At 62.7% G+C, this 18,631-nt stretch carries 13 protein-coding genes; 9 read left to right on the forward strand and 4 right to left on the reverse strand.

Annotation, left to right across the window (positions count from 1 at the left end):
* A partial coding sequence (locus VMR39_RS07650) for a twin-arginine translocation signal domain-containing protein (RefSeq protein ID WP_325415378.1) occupies positions 1-191 on the reverse strand: 191 nt, incomplete at its 3' end.
* A 279-nt stretch (positions 192-470) separates the two neighbouring features.
* Between VMR39_RS07650 and VMR39_RS07655 the strand changes: the two genes are divergently transcribed.
* Positions 471-1,799, forward strand: coding sequence for an MFS transporter (locus VMR39_RS07655; RefSeq protein ID WP_325415379.1), 1,329 nt, complete (start codon positions 471-473; stop codon positions 1,797-1,799).
* Between the two features lie 27 nt (positions 1,800-1,826).
* Here VMR39_RS07655 and VMR39_RS07660 read toward each other — a convergent pair whose 3' ends face one another.
* Together VMR39_RS07660 and kdgD are read right to left on the reverse strand one after the other, a co-directional pair.
* The gene (locus VMR39_RS07660; protein ID WP_325415380.1) at positions 1,827-2,717 is read right to left on the reverse strand and encodes a LysR family transcriptional regulator; all 891 of its coding nucleotides are present in this window, start codon (positions 2,715-2,717) and stop codon (positions 1,827-1,829) included.
* A gap of 28 nt (positions 2,718-2,745) precedes the next feature.
* Positions 2,746-3,663 (reverse strand): 5-dehydro-4-deoxyglucarate dehydratase, encoded by a 918-nt coding sequence (gene kdgD, locus VMR39_RS07665; RefSeq protein ID WP_325415381.1) that lies wholly within the window; start codon positions 3,661-3,663, stop codon positions 2,746-2,748.
* A gap of 669 nt (positions 3,664-4,332) precedes the next feature.
* Between kdgD and VMR39_RS07670 the strand changes: the two genes are divergently transcribed.
* The 8 genes from VMR39_RS07670 (at position 4,333) to VMR39_RS07705 (ending at position 18,082) form a co-directional block, all read left to right on the forward strand.
* Entirely contained in the window at positions 4,333-7,215 is a 2,883-nt protein-coding gene (locus VMR39_RS07670) for a TonB-dependent receptor plug domain-containing protein (protein ID WP_325415382.1), read from the forward strand.
* 138 nt (positions 7,216-7,353) lie between these two features.
* Positions 7,354-8,778: an amidohydrolase family protein gene (locus VMR39_RS07675; protein ID WP_325415383.1), complete on the forward strand. Its 1,425-nt coding sequence runs from the start codon at positions 7,354-7,356 to the stop codon at positions 8,776-8,778.
* Positions 8,779-8,919: 141 nt separating this feature from the next.
* Complete coding sequence (locus tag VMR39_RS07680; RefSeq protein ID WP_325415384.1) at positions 8,920-10,821, forward strand: gamma-glutamyltransferase family protein; 1,902 nt, start codon at positions 8,920-8,922, stop codon at positions 10,819-10,821.
* Positions 10,822-10,851: 30 nt separating this feature from the next.
* Entirely contained in the window at positions 10,852-12,747 is a 1,896-nt protein-coding gene (locus VMR39_RS07685) for a PQQ-binding-like beta-propeller repeat protein (protein ID WP_325415385.1), read from the forward strand.
* 46 nt (positions 12,748-12,793) lie between these two features.
* Positions 12,794-14,149, forward strand: coding sequence for a PQQ-dependent sugar dehydrogenase (locus tag VMR39_RS07690; RefSeq protein WP_325415386.1), 1,356 nt, complete (start codon positions 12,794-12,796; stop codon positions 14,147-14,149).
* Positions 14,150-14,257: 108 nt separating this feature from the next.
* The gene (locus VMR39_RS07695; RefSeq protein ID WP_325415387.1) at positions 14,258-16,120 is read left to right on the forward strand and encodes a sensor histidine kinase; all 1,863 of its coding nucleotides are present in this window, start codon (positions 14,258-14,260) and stop codon (positions 16,118-16,120) included.
* The gene (locus VMR39_RS07700) at positions 16,117-17,490 is read left to right on the forward strand and encodes a sigma-54 dependent transcriptional regulator (RefSeq protein WP_325415388.1); all 1,374 of its coding nucleotides are present in this window, start codon (positions 16,117-16,119) and stop codon (positions 17,488-17,490) included. Before VMR39_RS07695 ends, VMR39_RS07700 begins: the two co-directional genes overlap by 4 nt.
* A gap of 241 nt (positions 17,491-17,731) precedes the next feature.
* Entirely contained in the window at positions 17,732-18,082 is a 351-nt protein-coding gene (locus VMR39_RS07705; RefSeq protein WP_325415389.1) for a hypothetical protein, read from the forward strand.
* Here VMR39_RS07705 and VMR39_RS07710 read toward each other — a convergent pair.
* The gene (locus tag VMR39_RS07710; RefSeq protein WP_325415428.1) at positions 18,068-18,451 is read right to left on the reverse strand and encodes an ATP-binding cassette domain-containing protein; all 384 of its coding nucleotides are present in this window, start codon (positions 18,449-18,451) and stop codon (positions 18,068-18,070) included. The genes VMR39_RS07705 and VMR39_RS07710 overlap by 15 nt on opposite strands.
* Positions 18,452-18,631 lie beyond the last annotated feature (180 nt).

The raw sequence follows: 18,631 nt of genomic DNA on the forward strand, positions 1-18,631 counted from the left end.
CATTCGGGGGGCGCCATCGGCGTATCGACTTCGAACAGTGGCGCAGATGAGAGCGCGGCAGCCAGCGTGGGACCAGCCGCTGCCATCAGGGCCAATGCCGCCGATCCGCGGAGAAAGTGGCGGCGGCTGGCCGTGCCGCGATTTGCAGGGGCCGTGGCCTTCTGGTCGTCCAATCTCGGGGTGCCGCTCACCTGATCCTTCTCCTTTATCTCTTCTTCGGGGCTGGCCCGATCCCTGCCGTCGATAGCCCTGCTGCGCCGGGCGAGGCCAACGCCAATCGGACATGAATCGATGCACGCCATGCACTGATGCCAAGGCTGAACCCGGCATATAGGGCGACATCGAACCAAGAATTAACTCGGTCTAGCCGTTGTTGGACTTGGACCAATCCCGAAATGTGCTCTAGCGTCCCATTTTCTTTGCGTAAACGCTCCGTCAGACGAGCGGCATATCAGGAGAGGCCTTTGACAATGACCGCCCCCGTCGCGACCGGCACGCGTCCCACTCGCGTCCGGCATCAGGTGATCGCCCTGATCTTCCTGATCACCTCGATCAACTATGCCGATCGTGCGACCTTCGCGATCGCGGGAAATGCGGCCGGCGGGGAATTGGGCCTGTCGCCGGTACAGACCGGCTTCATCCTTTCCGCCTTCGCCTGGTCCTATGTGCTGGCGCAAATTCCGGGGGGCGTGCTGCTCGACCGGTTCGGGACCAAGCGCATCTATGCCGGCGCGATCGCCATCTGGTCGATCTTTACCGCCTTGCAGGGCGCGGTCGGCCTGATCGCGGGCCTGCCGGTGGTGGCGACCCTTTTCGTCCTGCGCTTCCTGGTCGGATCGGCCGAAGCGCCCTCCTTTCCGGGCAATGCGCGCCTCGTCACCGCTTGGTTCCCGACCGCTGAGCGCGGCGCGGCGTCCGCAATCTTCAACAGCGCACAATATTTCTCGCTGGTCGTATTCGCGCCGCTGATGGGGTGGCTGGTCCACAGCTTCGGCTGGCGTTCGGTCTTCTGGGTGATGGGTGGCCTGGGGCTGGTGGCCGCCGCGCTGTTCACCCGTTTCATTCACAGCCCCGCCCGCCATCCCGCGATCAACGCGGCGGAACTGGCTCATATCGAGGCGGGCGGGGGGCTGATCCATATGGAGGACATGGTGCGCGACCGCACCGCGCCGCCCAGCTTCACCTGGCATAATCTGCGCCAGTTGCTGGCCAACCGAATGATGCTGGGCATCTATATCGGTCAATATGGCGTCAATGTGCTGACCTATTTCTTCGTCACCTGGTTTCCGATCTATCTGGTCAAGGAACGTGGCCTCAATATCATGGAAGCCGGCTTTGCTGCCGCCATTCCGGCGCTGTGTGGCTTTGGCGGCGGGTTGGCTGGCGGCTTCCTGTCCGACCGCATCCTCAAGCACACCGGATCGATCGACCTCGCCCGCAAGGGACCGCTGGTGGCCGGCATGCTGCTCGCCACGCTCATCATCGCCTGTGTCTGGGTGCAGGCCGAATGGCTGGTGGTGACGCTGATGGCGCTGGCCTTCTTCGGCAAGGGCATTGCATCGCTCGGCTGGGCGATCATGGCCGATGTCGCGCCCAAGAGCCTGGCCGGCCTGTCGGGTGGCGTGTTCAACATGTTCGGCAATGTCGCCGGGATCGTGACCCCGATCGTCGTCGGCTACATCGTGGCGACGACAAACTCCTTCGACCTCGCCCTCGTCTTCGTGGGCGCCCATTGCCTGCTGACAATCGTGGCCTTCACCGTCATCGCGGGGCCGATCCGGCGGCTGGAACTGGCGTGATCCCGCCGGCCATGGCGGGTGGCGTGATCATCCAGTGACGTCGGCGCAAAGCTGGCGCATGGCCGGCAGGGCGGGATTGCTATTGTCCCGCCGCCACGCCATGTGCAGTTCCACGGGCCGTTCCTGCGGCGTCATCAGCCGGCGAAAATGGACGTCGCTCATGTGCAGGCCGGTGGCGCTTTCCGGCACGATCGCGGCGGCCACACCGGCATGGACCAGGCCCAGCATCGAATGGATCTGGGTCAAATATTGGGCATAGACCGGGGCTGCGCCGACATCGGCGAACAGGCTCTCCAGCATGTTGTGGAAATAGGCTGCCCCCTGGCGGGAATACATGACCAGCGGCTGACCGTCGAAATCGGCCGGGACAAAGGAGGCCTTGGCCTTGCGCGGATCGCCAGGCGGCAAGGCTACGAACAGGGGTTCGTGCAGGACGCAGGCGCTGTCGAATTCATGGCGGTTGACCGGTGGGCGGACGAAGCCGATGTCGACCAGGCCGGTGAGCAGAGCGTCGACCTGATCACCCGATACCATCTCGCGCAGTTCCAGTTCGATATTTGGCAGCATTGCGCCGGCCTGGGCGACGATGCGCGGCACAATATTGTAGCCTGACACGGCGGTGAAGCCGATCGCCACACGGCCGGCATCGCCCTTGGCCACGCGCCTGGCGGACAGGGCCGCGCTGTCGGCGAGGCGGACGATGCGGCGCGCCTCGATCAGGAAGATGCCGCCGGCCGGTGTAAGACTGACCTGACGGCTGGTCCGTTCCAGCAACTGGACGTCCAATATCCGCTCAAGCAGTTGGATCTGCCGACTGAGCGGAGACTGGGTCATGTTAAGCCGACGGGCGGCCCGGCCAAAATGCAATTCCTCGGCGGCGGCGACAAAGCAACGGAGCTGGCTCAGTTCGAACATCATGCCAGACTATCCGTGCGTTGCCGGTTCGTCACCCCTTGGCGCGATCGATCAGGATGCGCAGTTCCGCTTCTTCCTGCGGCGACAGGTCGGTGAGCGGCGAGCGCACCGGCCCGGCATCGCGGCCGACGATGCGCATGCCTGCCTTGACGATCGACACGGCATAGCCTTTGCCGCGGTTGCGCAGGGCGATGTAGGGCAGAACGAAGTCGCGCAGCCCCGCCATCACATGCGCCTGATCGCCCGCGCGCACCGCCTTGTAGAAGGCCAGCGCCCATTGCGGCATGAAGTTGAAGATCGCGGAGCTGTAGGTCGTGACTCCCATGGTCAGATAGGGGGTGGCAAAGGTTTCGGCGGTGGGCAGGCCACCGATATAGGTCAGCCGGTCGCCCATGCGGGCGAAGATGCGGGTCATCAGTTCGATGTCGCCGACCCCGTCCTTGAAGCCGATCAGATTGGGGTTGCGGTCGCACAGGCGTGCCAGCGTCTCGTCATCGACGACCGCATTGTCGCGATTATAGACAATCACACCCAGTCCGGTCGCGCGGCAGACAGCCTCGATATGGGCAGCCAGCCCCTCCTGCGTGCTGTTCATAAGATAGGGGGGCAACAGCAGAAGACCGTCCGCGCCCTGCTTTTCCGCGTCGCGCGCGATGCCGGTGGCAATGGCTGTGCCATAGCCGCAGCCGGCGATGACCGGAATGCGCCCGTTGGTTTCCTGCACCGCCGCGCCGACCACCTTTGCGACTTCGTCGGGTGTAAGCGAAAAAAACTCGCCGGTGCCGCCAGCCGCAAACAGGCCGGTCAGTTCATGTTCCAGCATCCAGCCGCAATGGTCGCGATAGGCTCCTTCCAGAAATGACCCCTGTGCATCGAAATGAGTGACCGGGAATGACAGCAGGCCGCGTCCCAGTTGGCGTGCGAGATCGTCGGGGCTGAAATGGCTCATAGCGTGGATTCTCCTCTCCCTGGCGGAGAATTCCGCCGCGCTTTCATTGGCTATGGGATAGGCAGTGGCTGTCGAAGCGTCCAAACCAAAGGCGCGCATGATCGATGCTTGGCTTGGCTTGATTGGCAAAAGCGCGATTTGAAAAGTGAGAGAAGCAAATGCTTTATCGTTGAGCGGCAAGTCCCGATCCTTGAGGACCAAAACGACAGGCTCTATCGTTCGGCCTGCTCCTCAATGTCGCGCGAAATCACCGTCGCAAGGCGGCAAGCGGAGAGGCAAATCGGACTGTAAGAACGTGAAGCCCCCGATTCCCGGATTAACGCCCGCTATGGGGCGGCCTTGTCGCGCAGGTCATGTGAAACAGAACGGGCGTTCAAAGCCATGGCCTATGGCGTCTGTTATTCGCCGGGATCGGTCATTCGAATAGACTCTTTTTCGTTCGACTGATGTGCGGGTAAGCGCACCTGACGGTTATCGCTGGTGCGCATTTTCGCCTGCAATGAGTTGAAACAGGTGAAGGGGAGCATCTGTAAGATACTGATAAATATACGATAAGGAATTAGATTTAGGAAAAATGCCTGCTGCTTGCGTCCTGCCTGCACGGTCCCGAAGCTTCATCTCGTTGAAAGTCGGCGAGACCGGCAGGGGTAGCAACGTCAGGGGGACATCATGCGTAACGCGCGAACCGATTTGGGTATCTGGCTGAAGGCGTCCGTGTGCGTCGCGGCCTTCATGATGAGTAATGCGGCGGTTGCGCAGTCGCTCGCGCCGGCGGACCAAGAGCCGGCCGATGAGCCGGCGATCGAGGAGATCACCGTCACAGGAACGCGTGTCGTGCGCGATGGCTACAACTCGCCGACGCCAGTGTCAGTCGTGGGCGCGGACGAGATCGCCCGTTCCGCGACGCCGAACATCGCCGACTATGTGAACACCATGCCGGCCGTGTCGGGCAGCTCGACCCCGCGCACGACGTCGAACCAAGTCGGCGCGGGCCGGCAGGGCATCAACTCGATGAACCTGCGCGGCATCGGCGAAGTCCGCACGCTGACCCTGCTGGACGGCCGCCGCGTTGGCGGCATGGTCAACAATGGCGTGGTCGACGTCAGCGAGTTACCGCAGCAGTTGATCTCGCGCGTCGACGTGGTGACAGGTGGCGCGTCGGCTTCATACGGTTCGGACGCGCTTTCGGGCGTCGTCAACTTTGTGCTCGACACCAAGTTCACCGGCTTCAAGGGCGAAGTGTCCGGCGGCATCACCAGCTATGGCGACAATGAGAACTGGAAGGTGGCGCTCAGCTACGGCACCGATTTCGCCAATGGCCGCGGTCACATCCTGTTGAGCGGCGAAGCCTCGCATGAAGAGGGTATCTACGATCCCACGAACCGCGGATGGGCCACGGAAGGGTGGGCCTATATTAACAATCCGGCCTACACGGGGACCAACGGCCAGCCCCGCGTATTGTTGCGGCCGAACGTGGCGCTGAGCACGGCAACGCTGGGCGGCGCCATTTCCTGCTCGGCGACGTCGGCCTGCTCGTCGCTGCGCGGCATCGCTTTCGGCCCAGGCGGCACGATGTACAACCTCAACCTGGGACCTATCGTGTCCGATCCGATCATGTCGGGCGGTACCGTGGGGGACAACAGCCTGCGCAACGGTGTGGACAACAGCATCCTGCCGGAACAGAATCGGCGCAACCTGTTCGGCCGCGTGAGCTTTGACGTCGCCGACGACTGGAACGTCTATGCCGAGGGCATGGTGTCGCACCTGGATACCGACACTCGCTATTATTATGGCGGTTTCGCCAACAATCTGACAGTCCAGGCCGACAACGCCTATATGCCGTCGGCGCTTTCTCCGCAGATTACCGCGCTTGGCCTCACCTCGGTGCCGTTCGGTACGATGAAGGGCGACAATGGCGCATCGGGCGCCCACGCCCGGCACGGCTATTTCCGCGCCGTAGCTGGCATTGACGGCAAGTTCGAGGCGCTGGGCAGCGAATGGACGATCAACGCCTATTATGAATATGCCCGCGCCACTCTGCACAACAAGGCGACCAACGCGACCTATCTGCCCAATTTCATGCGGGCGATCGATGCGGTGGAGGGCTCGAACGGATCGGTCGTCTGTCGCTCGACCCTGACCAATCCCGGCGATGGCTGCATTCCCTACAATCTGTTCGGCATCGGCGTGAACAGCCAGGCAGCGATCGACTATGTCACGGGCGATCCGTACCGCAAGGACGTCTACAAGCAGAATGTCGTCAGTATCAACTTCGCGGGCGAGCCGTTCGACATCTGGGCCGGCCCGGTCTCTGTCGCCTTCGGTGCGGAACATCGCACGGAATCGGCGAACGGCTTTGCCGACGCCATCACGACCATAAGCACGGGCAACTGGGACACCACCGGCGGTCTGCCTACGATTGGCGACTACAAGGTTTCGGACGTCTATTTCGAAACCGTGATACCGCTCGCCATGGACGTGGCCTGGGCGCGGTCGCTGAACCTGAACGCGGCGGTGCGCGCCGTGAAATATGACACCGGCACCTTCGCCACATGGAAGATCGGCGCGGAATATGCGCCGTTCGACGGGCTGCGTGTTCGCGGCATCGTGTCGCGCGACGTGCGCGAGGCGAACCTGGCCGACCGCTATGCCGGCTTCTTCCAGGCGCAAAGCTCGTTTCAGGATCCCAACAATAACGGCGCCGCCACGACAGCTCGTTCGCTGGCGTCGGGCAACCCGAACCTCGACCCGGAAATCGGCAAGACCTACAGCGTGGGCGTGGTGGTGCAGCCCGGCTTCCTGCGCGGCTTCAACGCCTCGGTCGATTTCTACAAGGTGGACGTTTCCGGTGCGATCGGCAGCCTCACCATCCAGCAGATCGTCAACCTATGCTATGCCGGCAATCAGGATGCTTGCGGCCTGATCATCGCGACGCCGGGCGCGACGAACCAGTATGACGTCTATGTCCAGCCGCTTAATTTGGCGTCGGAGAGCACCAAGGGCCTGGATTTCGAGGCCAGCTATCGCTTCGACATGGACGACGTGCTGCCGGGCATGGGCGGCGGCGTCACGTTCCGCGCGCTCGCCACGCACTATATCAAGTACACGATCGACTCCGGCATTCCCGGATCGATCCCGACCGAGCGCGCCGGTACTGTCAACCTGCCGGACTGGCGCTACGCCTTCTCGGTCAACTACGACAATGGCCCGTTCTCGCTGACGGGTACGGCGCGCGGCATTTCCGGCGGCGTGATCAACAACGAATATATCGAATGCACAACCGGCTGCCCGACATCGACCGGGAACAACCCGACCTATGACAATATCACAGTGCCGGGCGCGACCTATTTCGATCTCGCCGCCACATTCCGCTTCGGTCAGGAGCGGCAGTATGAGCTGTTCTTCAACGTCCGTAATCTTACAAACAAGGATCCGGCGATCGTGGCCGCCGGTCCGACCGGCTACGGCTCGTGGACGAACTTCCCGATTTCCGCGGGGCAGTATGACACGCTCGGCCGCGTCTTCCGCGCGGGCTTCCGCTTCAAGATGTAAACTGTCCGCGACGCCGCGTCCGTGCGGTGCCGCGCGATAGGGAAATGAGGGGGCGCAAACCGTCCAAAGCTACGGTCGCGCAGCGAAGGCCCGCTTTCGGGGGCCTCGGGTCGCAATTATGAAGAAGGGGCACAGGACATGACAGGGAAGTTCAAGCGTCTGATCGGGCGCGGCAAGCCGGGTAAGGGAGCGACGCTCGGCTCTGCCCTGCGTGGCCTTGGCCTGCTGGCACTGAGCGTGTTTTCCATGCCAGCGCTCGCCCAACAGGCTGGAACGACGGTGCTGACCGGCGGCATGCTGATCAATGGCCTGAGCATGCCGCCACTGCACAATGCCACGGTCGTCATCCGGGGCGATCGGATCGTCCAGGTCGGGCCGGCGAAGGAAGTCGCAATTCCCGCCGGTGCGAGGGTGATCGACACCAGCGGCCAGACCATGATGCCGGGCCTGATCGACGCGCACGCGCATCTGTTCATGCTGGGCTATGGCAATGAGGCCGACTGGTTCGAATGGTTGAAGACCGATGGGAAGAAATATTCCATCGAGAAGATCATGGAGTTGTCCGGCTATCAGATGCTGATGTCGGGCATCACTGGCGCGATCGACCTGGGCGGCAACCCGGTCGAGAGCATCAGGCTGCGCAACCGCATCAACCAGGGCGAGATCGCCGGGCCGCGCCTACAGGTGGCGGGGCCGCTGGTGACGCGCAGCGCGTTCCATGGCTTCCCGGCGGAGGCATCTGCGGTCATCACCAACCCCAAGGAGGGCGCCGCGACAGTCGACAAGCTGTTCGGCATGGGCGTCGATATCATCAAGGCGCATTCGGGCCTGACCCGCGATGACTATTTCGCCATCGTCAAGGCGGCACATGCCCACAAGATCAAGGTGCATGCGCATGTCTATGACGAGACGTCGGTGCGCAATGCGTTCGAGGCCGGCGTGGACGTGCTCCAGCACATGGGATCGGCCGGCATGCCGACCTATTCGCCCGAACTGGTCAAGGAAATCGCCGAGACCTATCGCCCTATCGTGCTGACGGCAGCCCACCGGAGCTGGATCTATCCCGACACGGTGGCTTTCCCCGAACGTCTGCAAGACCCGGCGACCAAGGCGCTGTTTCCGTCCGACATCTGGGAGGCGGTGCAGAAATCGTTCAGTAACTGGCCGGCCGAGGGCTATTTCGCCGGCATCGACCGCCAGATGAAGTTCCGCAGCCCACAGGTGCGGCAACTGATCCAGTCCGGCGCCTTCATGGGCGTGGGTACTGACAGCGGCACGCCGATGAACTTCAATAGCGACGGCCTGATCCGCGAGATGAAGGTGCTGGTCGACGAGGGCGTGCCGCCGCTGGAGGTGATCGCCGATGCCACTCGCATCAATGCGCGCATCATGAGCAAGCCGGACCTGGGCACGATCGAGGCGGGCAAGCTGGCGGACATCATCGTGGTGCCGGGTGACCCGGTCTACAGCAATCTCAACAACCTGTTCGACGTCAAGGTCGTGATCAAGAACGGCGTTCTCTACAAGCTGGACGGCAAGCCGCTGGTCGCGATGCCGCAATGATGCACGATGGCCGCACGCCTTCCCGTCGCGCCGACCGGATCGCCGTAGCGCCCGACTGATGCCCCCTGTGCGTCGCGGCGGCCTTCATCGCGGCGCACCTTCTTTCCCGAACCAACGCCACATGCTGGCGGGAGCGCGGACATGACGACAGACAATATGAACGACGATACTCCTCTGGCCGGCGGGATCGACCGCCGGAAAATTCTGCTCGGCAGCCTGTCCACCGCCGCGCTTTCGCTGGCGGCGACACGGCCGGCACTGGCCCAGCAGGCTGTGCAGAAGCCGGACGAGGGACATGCCGGCGTCGGGCGGCAGGCACCCGACGCACCCCGAACAGCAGCCGCGACCGTGGCGCAGCACCGTGTCGAAGTGCCTGGGCCCAATGGCGTGGTGACCGCTGGCCATCCGCTGGCGTCGATGGCAGGGTTGCGCATGTTGATGCAGGGCGGCACTGCCGCCGACGCCGCCGTGGCGGTAATGTCCGTGCTCAACGTGGTCGAGCCCTGGGCATCGAGCATCGCGGGCAATGGCTTTGCCACCTGTTTCGAGGCGAAGACCGGCAAGGTCACGGCGCTCGCCTTTGCCGGCGCGGCGCCGCGCCTGTTGGACGATAATGCGACAAACGCCGATCTGACCGCCGGGCCCAAGGCGGTAGTGACACCGGGCGCGTTCGGCGGCTGGATCGAACTGGCACGCCGCTATGGGAAACTGCCGCTCGCGACCTTGCTGGAGCCGGCGATCGGTTATGCGCGCGACGGCCATCCACTCGATCCGTCGATCGCGCGTACCATCGCGCGGCAGAAGGAGGTGTTGGCCAAATATCCGACCACCGCCGCCATCTTCCTGCCGGGCGGCAATCCGCCATCGGCCTATTCGATGTTCAAGAATCCCCCGCTGGCCCGGAGCTTCCAGGCGCTCGCGGACGCGGAAACGGCCGCCCTGAAGGGTGGGGCCAGCCGCGACAAGGCGCTGATGGCGGCCTATGACTATTTCTACAAGGGACCGATCGCGCAGGAAATGGAGCGCTTTTCGGCCGCCAATGGCGGCTGGCTGCGCGCGCAGGATATGGCCGACTACAAAGCCCAATGGCTGGATCCGGTCGCCACCAATTACCGTGGGCTGGATGTGATCTGCTCGCCGCTGACCTCGCGCACGGGGCTGGAGACCTGCGAGCAACTGAACCTGCTGGAAGGGTTCGACATCGGATCGATGCCGGCCGACAGCCCGCAGGCGCTGCACCTGATCGCCGAGTGCATCAAGATAACCAAGGCGGATGTTTATCGCTATGCGGCCGATCCTGCGTCCAGCCCGACGCCGGTCTCGACGCTGATCTCCAAGGAATTCGCCGAGCAGCGGCGCCGGCTGATCGATCCGGCCCAGGCCATCATTTTCCCCGCCGGCGCTGATATCGGCGGTGCGCGCCTGACCCCGCATCCGCAGGGCGCTGCCAAGCGCGTGCCAGGGGACACGACCAACATCTCGATCACCGACGGCGAAGGCAATGCGGTTGGCGTCACGACGACACTTGGGGGAGGATTCGGCGCCTGCGTGGTGATGGGCGAGACCGGTATGCTGTGCAACAATGGCCTGCGCAGCGGATCGACCGCGCCCTATCGCAATCATCCCAATTTCGTGAAGGGGGGGCGCATTCCCTTGCTGGGAAACTGTCCGACCATCGTGCTCGACAAGGGGCAGTTCCGCATGGTGTTTGGCACGCCGGGTGGCGAGACGATCGGTCAGACGCAGTTCCAGCACCTGATCAACATCATCGATCGCAAAATGCCGGTGCAGGCCGCGATCGAGGCGCCGCGCCTCGCGCTCGACGCCGATCCCGGCTTCTACACGCCCGGCGCAGCAGTGACGCTGCAACTTGAATCGCGCTTTCCTGTCGAGACCGTCGCGGGGTTGCAGGCCTTGGGCCACAAGGTGGCTTCTGTAGGGCCCTATGCGATCGGCAGCATCCAGGCCGTGCTGATGTCGGCGCAGGGCACTCGCATCGCCGGGTCCGACCCACGCCGCATGGGTTACGCGGTCGGTTACTGAGTGGTTCCGGAGATGCGAGGGGGAAGTCCGATGAAGGTCCTGAAGACAGCGGGTCTGGCGCTGGCGCTGGTCATGACGGCAGGAACGCAGGCCGGCGCGAAGGGTGATTGGGCGCATTATGGCAGCGACAGCGGCGACACGAAATATGCGCCGCTGGACCAGATCAACGCCAACACCATCAAGCGGCTGAAGGTGGCGTGGCGCGCGCCTGCCATCGATCCGGCCTTCCGGGTGGCGAACCCGCAGGCAAAGCTATCGAACAATTTCCGCAATGCGCCGATCGTCGTCGATGGTGTCATGTATATGAGCAACCAGATCGGTCAGGTCGAGGCGCGCGATCCGGCGAGCGGCAAGGTGATCTGGCGGCAGGCCAATTTCGCCGGCGATCCGCCAGCCATATCCGGCAATGCCGCGCGCGCGGTCGCGATCTGGGGCAAGGGCGAACAAAGTCGCATCGTGACAGTGCGCGGTAATTACCTCTATCTGCTGGATGCGCGTACTGGCGCCTTTCTGCCGGAGTTCGGCGACAAGGGGCGGGTCGACCTGCGCAGAGATCCCAAGACCTTCTTCTCCTGGGGCGCGCCGGCGCCGATCGTCGTCGGGGACGTGATCGTGATCGGCGGCCAGCCGATCGCCACAGGCGTCGCCGACATCAACAAGGCGTCGCTGGCGGGAAATATCCGTGGCTTCGACGTGCGTACCGGCAAGCCGCTGTGGACGTTCAATACCGTCCCGCAGGAGGGCGAGCCGGGAACAGAGACCTGGGAGCACGACAGCTGGCGGCAGGGCGGCAAGACCAAGGTCTGGTCGGGTTTCAGCGCCGACGAGCAACTGGGTTATGTCTATGTGCCATTGAGCGCGCCGCCGAGCGACTATGACGGCAGGGGCCGCCCCGGTGATAATCTCTATTCGGACTCGCTGGTCGCGCTGGACGCGAAAACCGGCAAAAAGGTCTGGCATTTCCAGACGGTGCATCACGACCTTTGGGACTATGACCTGCCGACGCCGCCGATGCTGGCGGACATCAAGGTCAATGGCCGCCTGCGCAAGGCAGCGATCCAGGTCACGAAGACCGCCTTTGTCTTCGCCTTCGACCGGGCCACGGGAGAGCCGCTGTTCCCGATCGAGGAACGGCGGGTGCCGCAATCGACCATGGCGGGCGAAAAGACTTCGCCGACGCAGCCGGTGCCGATGAAGCCTGCGCCGTTCGATCGGCAGGGCATGGGCGAGGACCAACTCATCGATTTCACGCCGGCACTGCGGGCGGAGGCAAAGGAAATCATGAGCCACTATGTCGTTGGGGAGATGTACACGCCGCCATCGGTGGCAGGCGGAGCCGACGGCAAGCTCGGCACGCTCTATATGCCCGGATGGGTCGGCGGGGTGAACTGGACCGGCGCCGCGCTCGATCCGCAGACGGGGGTGATCTATATCCCGTCGGTCTCGGTGCCGTGGATCAGCCGCTACAATTATCGCCGCCCGCCGGAATCGAGCCTCTACATGGAGGGGCCGCAGGGGCTGCCGCTGATCAAGCCGCCTTACGGCCGGATCACGGCGATCGATATGAACAGTGGCGACCATCTATGGATGGTGCCCAATGGCGATGGTCCGCGCGATCATCCCGCACTCAAGGGGCTCAATGTACCGCCGCTGGGGCAGGCGGGTCGCGCCGCGCCGCTGTTGACCAAGTCCTTCCTGTTCATGGGAGAGGGCGACATGGTGGGCCTCAGCATCCCCAAGCTCAGCGGCGGCAACATGTTCCGCGCCTATGACAAGAAGACGGGCAAAGTGGCGTGGGAGACGGACCTGGGCGCCGGGACGACGGCCCCGCCGATCAGCTACATGCACAAGGGCAAGCAATATATCGTCGTGGGCATCGGTGGGGTCGATCATCCCGCCGAACTAGTCGCGCTCAGCCTCGATTAGTTCGCGGCGCCATGCCCTCGATCGATCCAGCAACCACGGAGCCTTTATGAAACGCCTTTCCTGTCTGGCCATGGCATGTACGATATTGACCTGCTCGGCGCTTCATGCGGCGACCCAGGCCCCGACCCAAACTGTGGTGACGCCAGGAGTCACCTCTCCGCTGACACCGGCCGAGATCGCCCGCAACTATCCTCCCAATGCCCTGACCGGCGCGGCGGTAGACAAGCCCGTCCTGCTCAAGAGCGAGGGCGGCATGTCCATTCAGGTCGTCAAACTGGCGGAAGGTCTTTCGCATCCTGACGGACTGGTCTTCTTGCCGGACGGGCACACCATGCTCATCACCGAGCGGCCAGGCCGGCTACGCGTGGTAAAGGATGGCGTGCTTGATCCCACTCCGGTTGGGGGACTGCCTGCGGTGAACGATATCGGGCTGGGGGGGCTGCACGACATCGTTCTGCATCCCGAGTTCGTAAAGAACAGATTTTTGTACATTTCTTACACGAAAGAAGGGCGGCCAGGGCAGGGTACAACGCTGGCGGTCGCCCGAGCCCGTTTCGACAAGGGCCGGCTGACGGGAATGAAGGATATTTTGATCGCCGATGCCTGGGAAAGCCCATTGGGAACCTACGGCGGACGAATGTTGTTCGGTCCCGATCATATGCTCTACATCAGCGTGGGCGACCGCGACGGCACTACGCGCAATGAATTGTCGAGCGCTCGACCGCAGGCTCAGAATCTGGGCAGTCATATTGGCAAGCTTCTGCGCGTGCGGGACGATGGCTCGGTTCCGTCCGACAACCCGTTCGTCAAGGATCCCAAGGCCAAAGGAGAGATATTCAGCCTTGGGCACCGCAATGCCTATGGAATGGCATGGGATCCCAAGACCGGCCGCATGTGGGCGTCCGAATTTGGTCCGGCGGGCGGAGACGAACTCAACCTGATAATTGCCGGGCATAATTACGGCTGGCCGCTGGTGTCCTTCGGCCGGCATTATTTTGGCAAGCCCGTGTCCGACCAGCCCTGGTACCGGGAGGGCATGGATAATCCACTTTTCTTCTGGAACCCCAGCTTCAATCCGGAAGCGATGATCTTCTACACTGGCGACAAGTTCCCACGTCTCAAGGGAAGCCTGCTGATCGCGGGCGCTTCCAAGAGGATCGCGCAGATGATTATAGCCGGCGATTTCGTGCGGCAGGGGGATACCATGCTGAACGAACTGGATGTTCGATTTCGCGACATCAGGCAAGGGCCGGACGGCTATATCTATGTGCTGACCGAAGGGCGTCTGCGGGGGCCCAAGGACACGGACGGCATGTTGCTGCGGCTGGAACTGCCGGCAGCGAACGGTGCGCCTGCCGAACCGGGCAAAGCCGGAGCGGACATGCTGGCATCTCCGGACTGAACCATTCAGGGCTCGGTCCGCATGACCGGATACAGTGGCCCTGATCCATCCATCTTCTGATTCAAGAAACATATTATGCGAGCAGGATCGGTGCGAGGAGAGCGCGAAGTGCGGGTTTCCGCGCGCCGCCCGTTTATCAGGCATGGCTTCCTGCACTTCCTGCATCAGGTCGTCTTGACCGCGTGGCGGCTCTCTGGACCGCATCGTCGCATCGCCGTCGCCGCGATGACCGGACTGATTCTCATCGCTGCCCTGGCCTCTGGTGCGATGCGCTGGGCCAATGCCCATGCGAAGGCGGAAACCGATGTCACCGCGGCGCAAGTTGCACGCAACCACGCCGGCCTTCTCGCCAGCCGCCTGCAGACATTGCGCCTGCTACCCCATGTCCTGATCGAATATCCCGATGTCAGCGCGGTGCTGGAACGTGATGATCCGGGCGTCGTCAATCGTCTGAACGGCAAGCTGGAACTGCTCGCGGCACGAACGGACGCGGCCGCCATCTATGTCATGCGGATGGATGGCAGGACCATCGCCGCCAGTAACTGGCGCCGGGCGGACAGTTTCGTCGGGCATGACTGGGGATTCCGGCCCTATTTCGCCGAAGCGCTGCGGGCGGGATCTGCCGAACTCTTCGCGCTGGGCACTGTGAGCCGGCGGCCCGGCCTGTATATCGCGCGCCGGATCGGTGGCGTCGCCCGACCGCTTGGCGTTATCGTCGTGAAGGTCTCCTTCTCCGAACTGGAGTCGGGTTGGGCGCGACAGGCGGGCCCGACGCTGGTAACTGATGGCGACGGCGTGGTAATGATCACTACCCGGCCGGAATGGCGCTTCAACGCGCTGCGCAAGCTCCCCGTCGAGAAGGTCGCGGCGGCGACGCGGAGCCTGCAATTTGGCGGCGTTCCGATCAACCCCATCGACCTGTCGTTCGACGGCGCTACGGTAGACCAGCCGGTCGCCGGAGGAAGGGTGCGCTATCGTGCGGCATCGGTCAGCATGTCATTGGCCGGAGGAGAGTTGAAGTTCCTCCAGCCGCTGGCGCCTGCTGTCGAGAGTGCGACGGCGAACGCGCGGCTGGCGATCCTGGTGGGCATCATCGTCGTCGCAGTGGTGCTGGGCGTCATGCTGCGGGCGCGCGAAAAGGCGCTGCTGCAAGTGACCACGCGCCGGATGTTGGAGAGTGAGGTCACCCTGCGCACGGCAGAATTGACAGAGGTCAATCATCGGCTGATCGAGGAATCGAGCGAACGCGAGCGTGCCGACCGCAATTTGCGATGGGCGCGCGAGGAACTGGCTCAGGCGAACCGCCTGGCGTCTATCGGTCAGATAACGGCCGGCGTGGCGCATGAGATCAACCAGCCGGTTGCCGCCATCCAGACTTTCGCGGAGAATGCGAACCAGTTCCTGGAGCGGGGGCAACCGGACCGCGTACGGGTTAATCTTGGCCTGATTGTCGATCTGACCGCTCGGATCGGAACAATAACGTCCGAATTGCGGGGATTTGCACGGCGCAGTCCGCCGACCATCGGCCCTGTCGAGGTAGCGGCGGCCATCGAAGGTGCGCTGCTGCTGACCGGTGACCGCATACGCTCTCAGGGCGTAATGTTGGAACGCATCGGCGGTGGGCAGGATGTTTGCGTGGCAGCCGATCGCGTGCGGCTGGAGCAAGTGCTGATCAACCTCATCCAGAATGGACTGGAGGCGCTCGACGGCCATGGCGACCCGCGGTTCCGCATCAGGGTTGATGTCGAGGGCGAGGATCGTGTCATCGTCGACGTGAGCGACAATGGACCGGGAGTGCCGGCCGAACTGGCCGACGAGATATTTACGCCATTCGTCACAGGCCGTCCGGACGGGCTAGGTCTGGGGCTGGGGATCGCGCGCGATATTGCGCGCGAATTTGGCGGCGAACTGGAATTTGTTCGTTCTATCCTTGGGGGCGCCGGCTTCCGGCTGATTTTGAGGCGAGCATGACATTTTTCGATGGCGAACAGAAAGTTCTTTTCATCGACGATGACCCGCAGTTGCGCGTCGCCAATATTCAGTTGCTTGAACTCGCCGATATCAACGTTCATGCCTTTGCCGACGCCGAGGGAGCGCTGAGCGTTCTCGACCGCAACTTTCCGGGCGTCGTGGTATCGGACATTCGCATGCCGCGGATTGATGGTCTGCAGTTGTTCGCCCGGGTCCGGGCGATCGATCCGGAAATTCCGGTCATCCTCATCACCGGCCATGCCGACGTGCCGACTGCGGTCAACGCATTGCGGGACGGGGCGTTCGATTTCCTGACCAAGCCTTTCGCTGTGGACCATCTCGTTACCTCGATCCGCAAAGCGCTGGATATGCGGCGGCTGGTTCTGGACAATCGTCGGCTGAAGGCGGTGATCAACGAGGGCGATAGCCCGCTGATCGGCGACAGCGCCGTCATGTCACGAATTCGCGAGACGACCCTGCGACTTGCCCGAGCCGACATAGATGTGCTGGTGGAAGGGGAGACGGGTACTGGCAAGGAACTGGTGGCCTTGCTGCTGCACCGCAAGGGACCGCGTCGTGGTCGTCCGTTCGTTGCGGTGAACTGTGGCGCACTACCGGCGAGCCTGGCGGAGGTCGAACTGTTCGGCCATGCCAATGGGGCATTGCCGACCACACGCATGGATCGGATCGGCCGGATCGAGGCTTCGCATGGGGGGACGCTGTTCCTTGACGAGATCGACAGCACCAAGCCGGGCGTTCAGACCAAATTGCTGCGTGTGTTGGAAGAGCGGGAGGTTCTGCCGATCGGTGCGGCGGAACCCCGACCGATCGACTTGCGCGTCGTCGCAGCGACCAAGTCCAATCTTGCAGAGGCGATTGGTAGCGGGCGTTTCCGTCAGGATCTCTTCTACCGTCTGAATGTCGTGCGCATTCGCCTGCCTCCCTTGCGCGAGCGTCGCGAGGATATTCCGCAGCTTTTTTCCTATTTCGTCGAAGCGGCGAAACAGCAGATGGGCCTTCCGAATTTCGTGATGAACGACTTCGTCCGTCGACGCTTGCTGGAGCATGACTGGCCTGGGAATGTACGCGAACTGCGCAACTTCGCGTTTGAATCCGTGCTGGGCCTCTCCGACACGGGCGGGCAGGCCAGCCAAGATGCCTGCGCCGGATCTCTGGTGCAGCGCGTCGAACGGTTCGAGGCGATGGCCATTCGCGAGGCGTTGGAAGCGTCGCGCGGCGAAATAGCATCGACAATGCAGGTTCTCGGCCTGCCGCGAAAGACGCTCTATGACAAGTTTACTCGCCATGGCATCGAGCCACGCATATATCGCAAGGACAGCAGCGGCGGCCGGATGAGCGAGCGTCAATGACGGTCAAGGCGGGCGGCCATGCGATTTGTCGCACGCTGGCCCTTTCCCATGAGCGAAATCCCCTCATGCTGATCGGTCCACGATAGCCGGCCAAGTCCAGAAATTGGTATTACCCAACTGATATAAAACAACTTTATTAGATATTTCCTTTGGCAGTAAATCGCCTCGCCTCCGGATGTCCTCGCCTTACAGTGATCGTCAGCTTCCTTACCCACGCTTTAAAAGCTTGAATGAGAGTCGCATGAAATATTCGCATGTTGCGCTGGCTGTCTTTGTCGCCCTGACCGGCGTACTGAGCGCCACGAATGTTGTCGCCGAGGACATGGCGCTGCCCGACGCGCCCGGCCGGACGCAGGTTATGGAGTCCTGCATGCAATGCCATGGCGCCGACGTCATTCTCGCGCGGCCAAGATCTTCGGAAGAATGGTCCCAAACCGTCAGTCAGATGATCGGCTATGGCGCGATCCTGACAGATGACCAGTATCAGACCGTCGTAACCTACCTTTCGAAGAATCTCGATCCGTCCCAGACCGGCCCTACGCCGACGCCTGCGCCTGCGCCCGAAGGGCCGCCTGCATCAGACGGTCATTGAGCAGGATTTTCTTTTGCAGTCGATTTTTCCTGCTTCTTGCAGGCGCTGAGGAGCAACTTTTGGAATGAGATGAGGGACAGAGCTTCTCGACCAATTGGCATTTGGGTGGCCTGCATGGGTCGGAGACGAGGCTCGACGAACCGGCGCTACGCATTTGTAAGGTGGCCCGCTTTTCGGATATCGCACAAGCAGTTTGAAGATCATCAGGCTCGGCAAGACGCAGATTGTCGAGCACAGTGCCGCCAAATGGCACATTTGTCCCCCATCCACATCATAAAAGCGGGTGAGCAGTTGCACGAGTGTGCTCTTGCCGTGTCCAGTCGGTCCAACAATCGCCAGCAGTTCGCTCGGCTCGATCGTCAGGTTCAGGCGACGTGAGTCGTGCCAATGCCGCCCTCGGCGATCTTGTTATCGTAGCTGCCTTATTCCAGCTTCACATAGCTGTCGTCCTGGCCATTGAGCGATGGGCGCTTGGAAATGACGTTGATAGCGCCGCCGTTATGTTCTCGCCCCACAGCGTTCCCTGCGGTCCGCGCAGCACTTCCACAC

This window comes from Sphingobium sp. (genome assembly GCF_035511395.1).
In the GTDB taxonomy this organism is placed as follows: Bacteria; Pseudomonadota; Alphaproteobacteria; order Sphingomonadales; family Sphingomonadaceae; genus Sphingobium.

What these genes read in the sequence shown, in the direction of transcription:
- VMR39_RS07655 (WP_325415379.1), top strand. Translation starts at nt 471, where the DNA reads ATGACCGCCCCCGTCGCGACCGGCACGCGTCCCACTCGCGTCCGGCAT.
- VMR39_RS07660 (WP_325415380.1), bottom strand. Translation starts at nt 2,717, where the DNA reads ATGATGTTCGAACTGAGCCAGCTCCGTTGCTTTGTCGCCGCCGCCGAG.
- kdgD (WP_325415381.1), bottom strand. Translation starts at nt 3,663, where the DNA reads ATGAGCCATTTCAGCCCCGACGATCTCGCACGCCAACTGGGACGCGGC.
- VMR39_RS07670 (WP_325415382.1), top strand. Translation starts at nt 4,333, where the DNA reads ATGCGTAACGCGCGAACCGATTTGGGTATCTGGCTGAAGGCGTCCGTG.
- VMR39_RS07675 (WP_325415383.1), top strand. Translation starts at nt 7,354, where the DNA reads ATGACAGGGAAGTTCAAGCGTCTGATCGGGCGCGGCAAGCCGGGTAAG.
- VMR39_RS07680 (WP_325415384.1), top strand. Translation starts at nt 8,920, where the DNA reads ATGACGACAGACAATATGAACGACGATACTCCTCTGGCCGGCGGGATC.
- VMR39_RS07685 (WP_325415385.1), top strand. Translation starts at nt 10,852, where the DNA reads ATGAAGGTCCTGAAGACAGCGGGTCTGGCGCTGGCGCTGGTCATGACG.
- VMR39_RS07690 (WP_325415386.1), top strand. Translation starts at nt 12,794, where the DNA reads ATGAAACGCCTTTCCTGTCTGGCCATGGCATGTACGATATTGACCTGC.
- VMR39_RS07700 (WP_325415388.1), top strand. Translation starts at nt 16,117, where the DNA reads ATGACATTTTTCGATGGCGAACAGAAAGTTCTTTTCATCGACGATGAC.
- VMR39_RS07705 (WP_325415389.1), top strand. Translation starts at nt 17,732, where the DNA reads ATGAAATATTCGCATGTTGCGCTGGCTGTCTTTGTCGCCCTGACCGGC.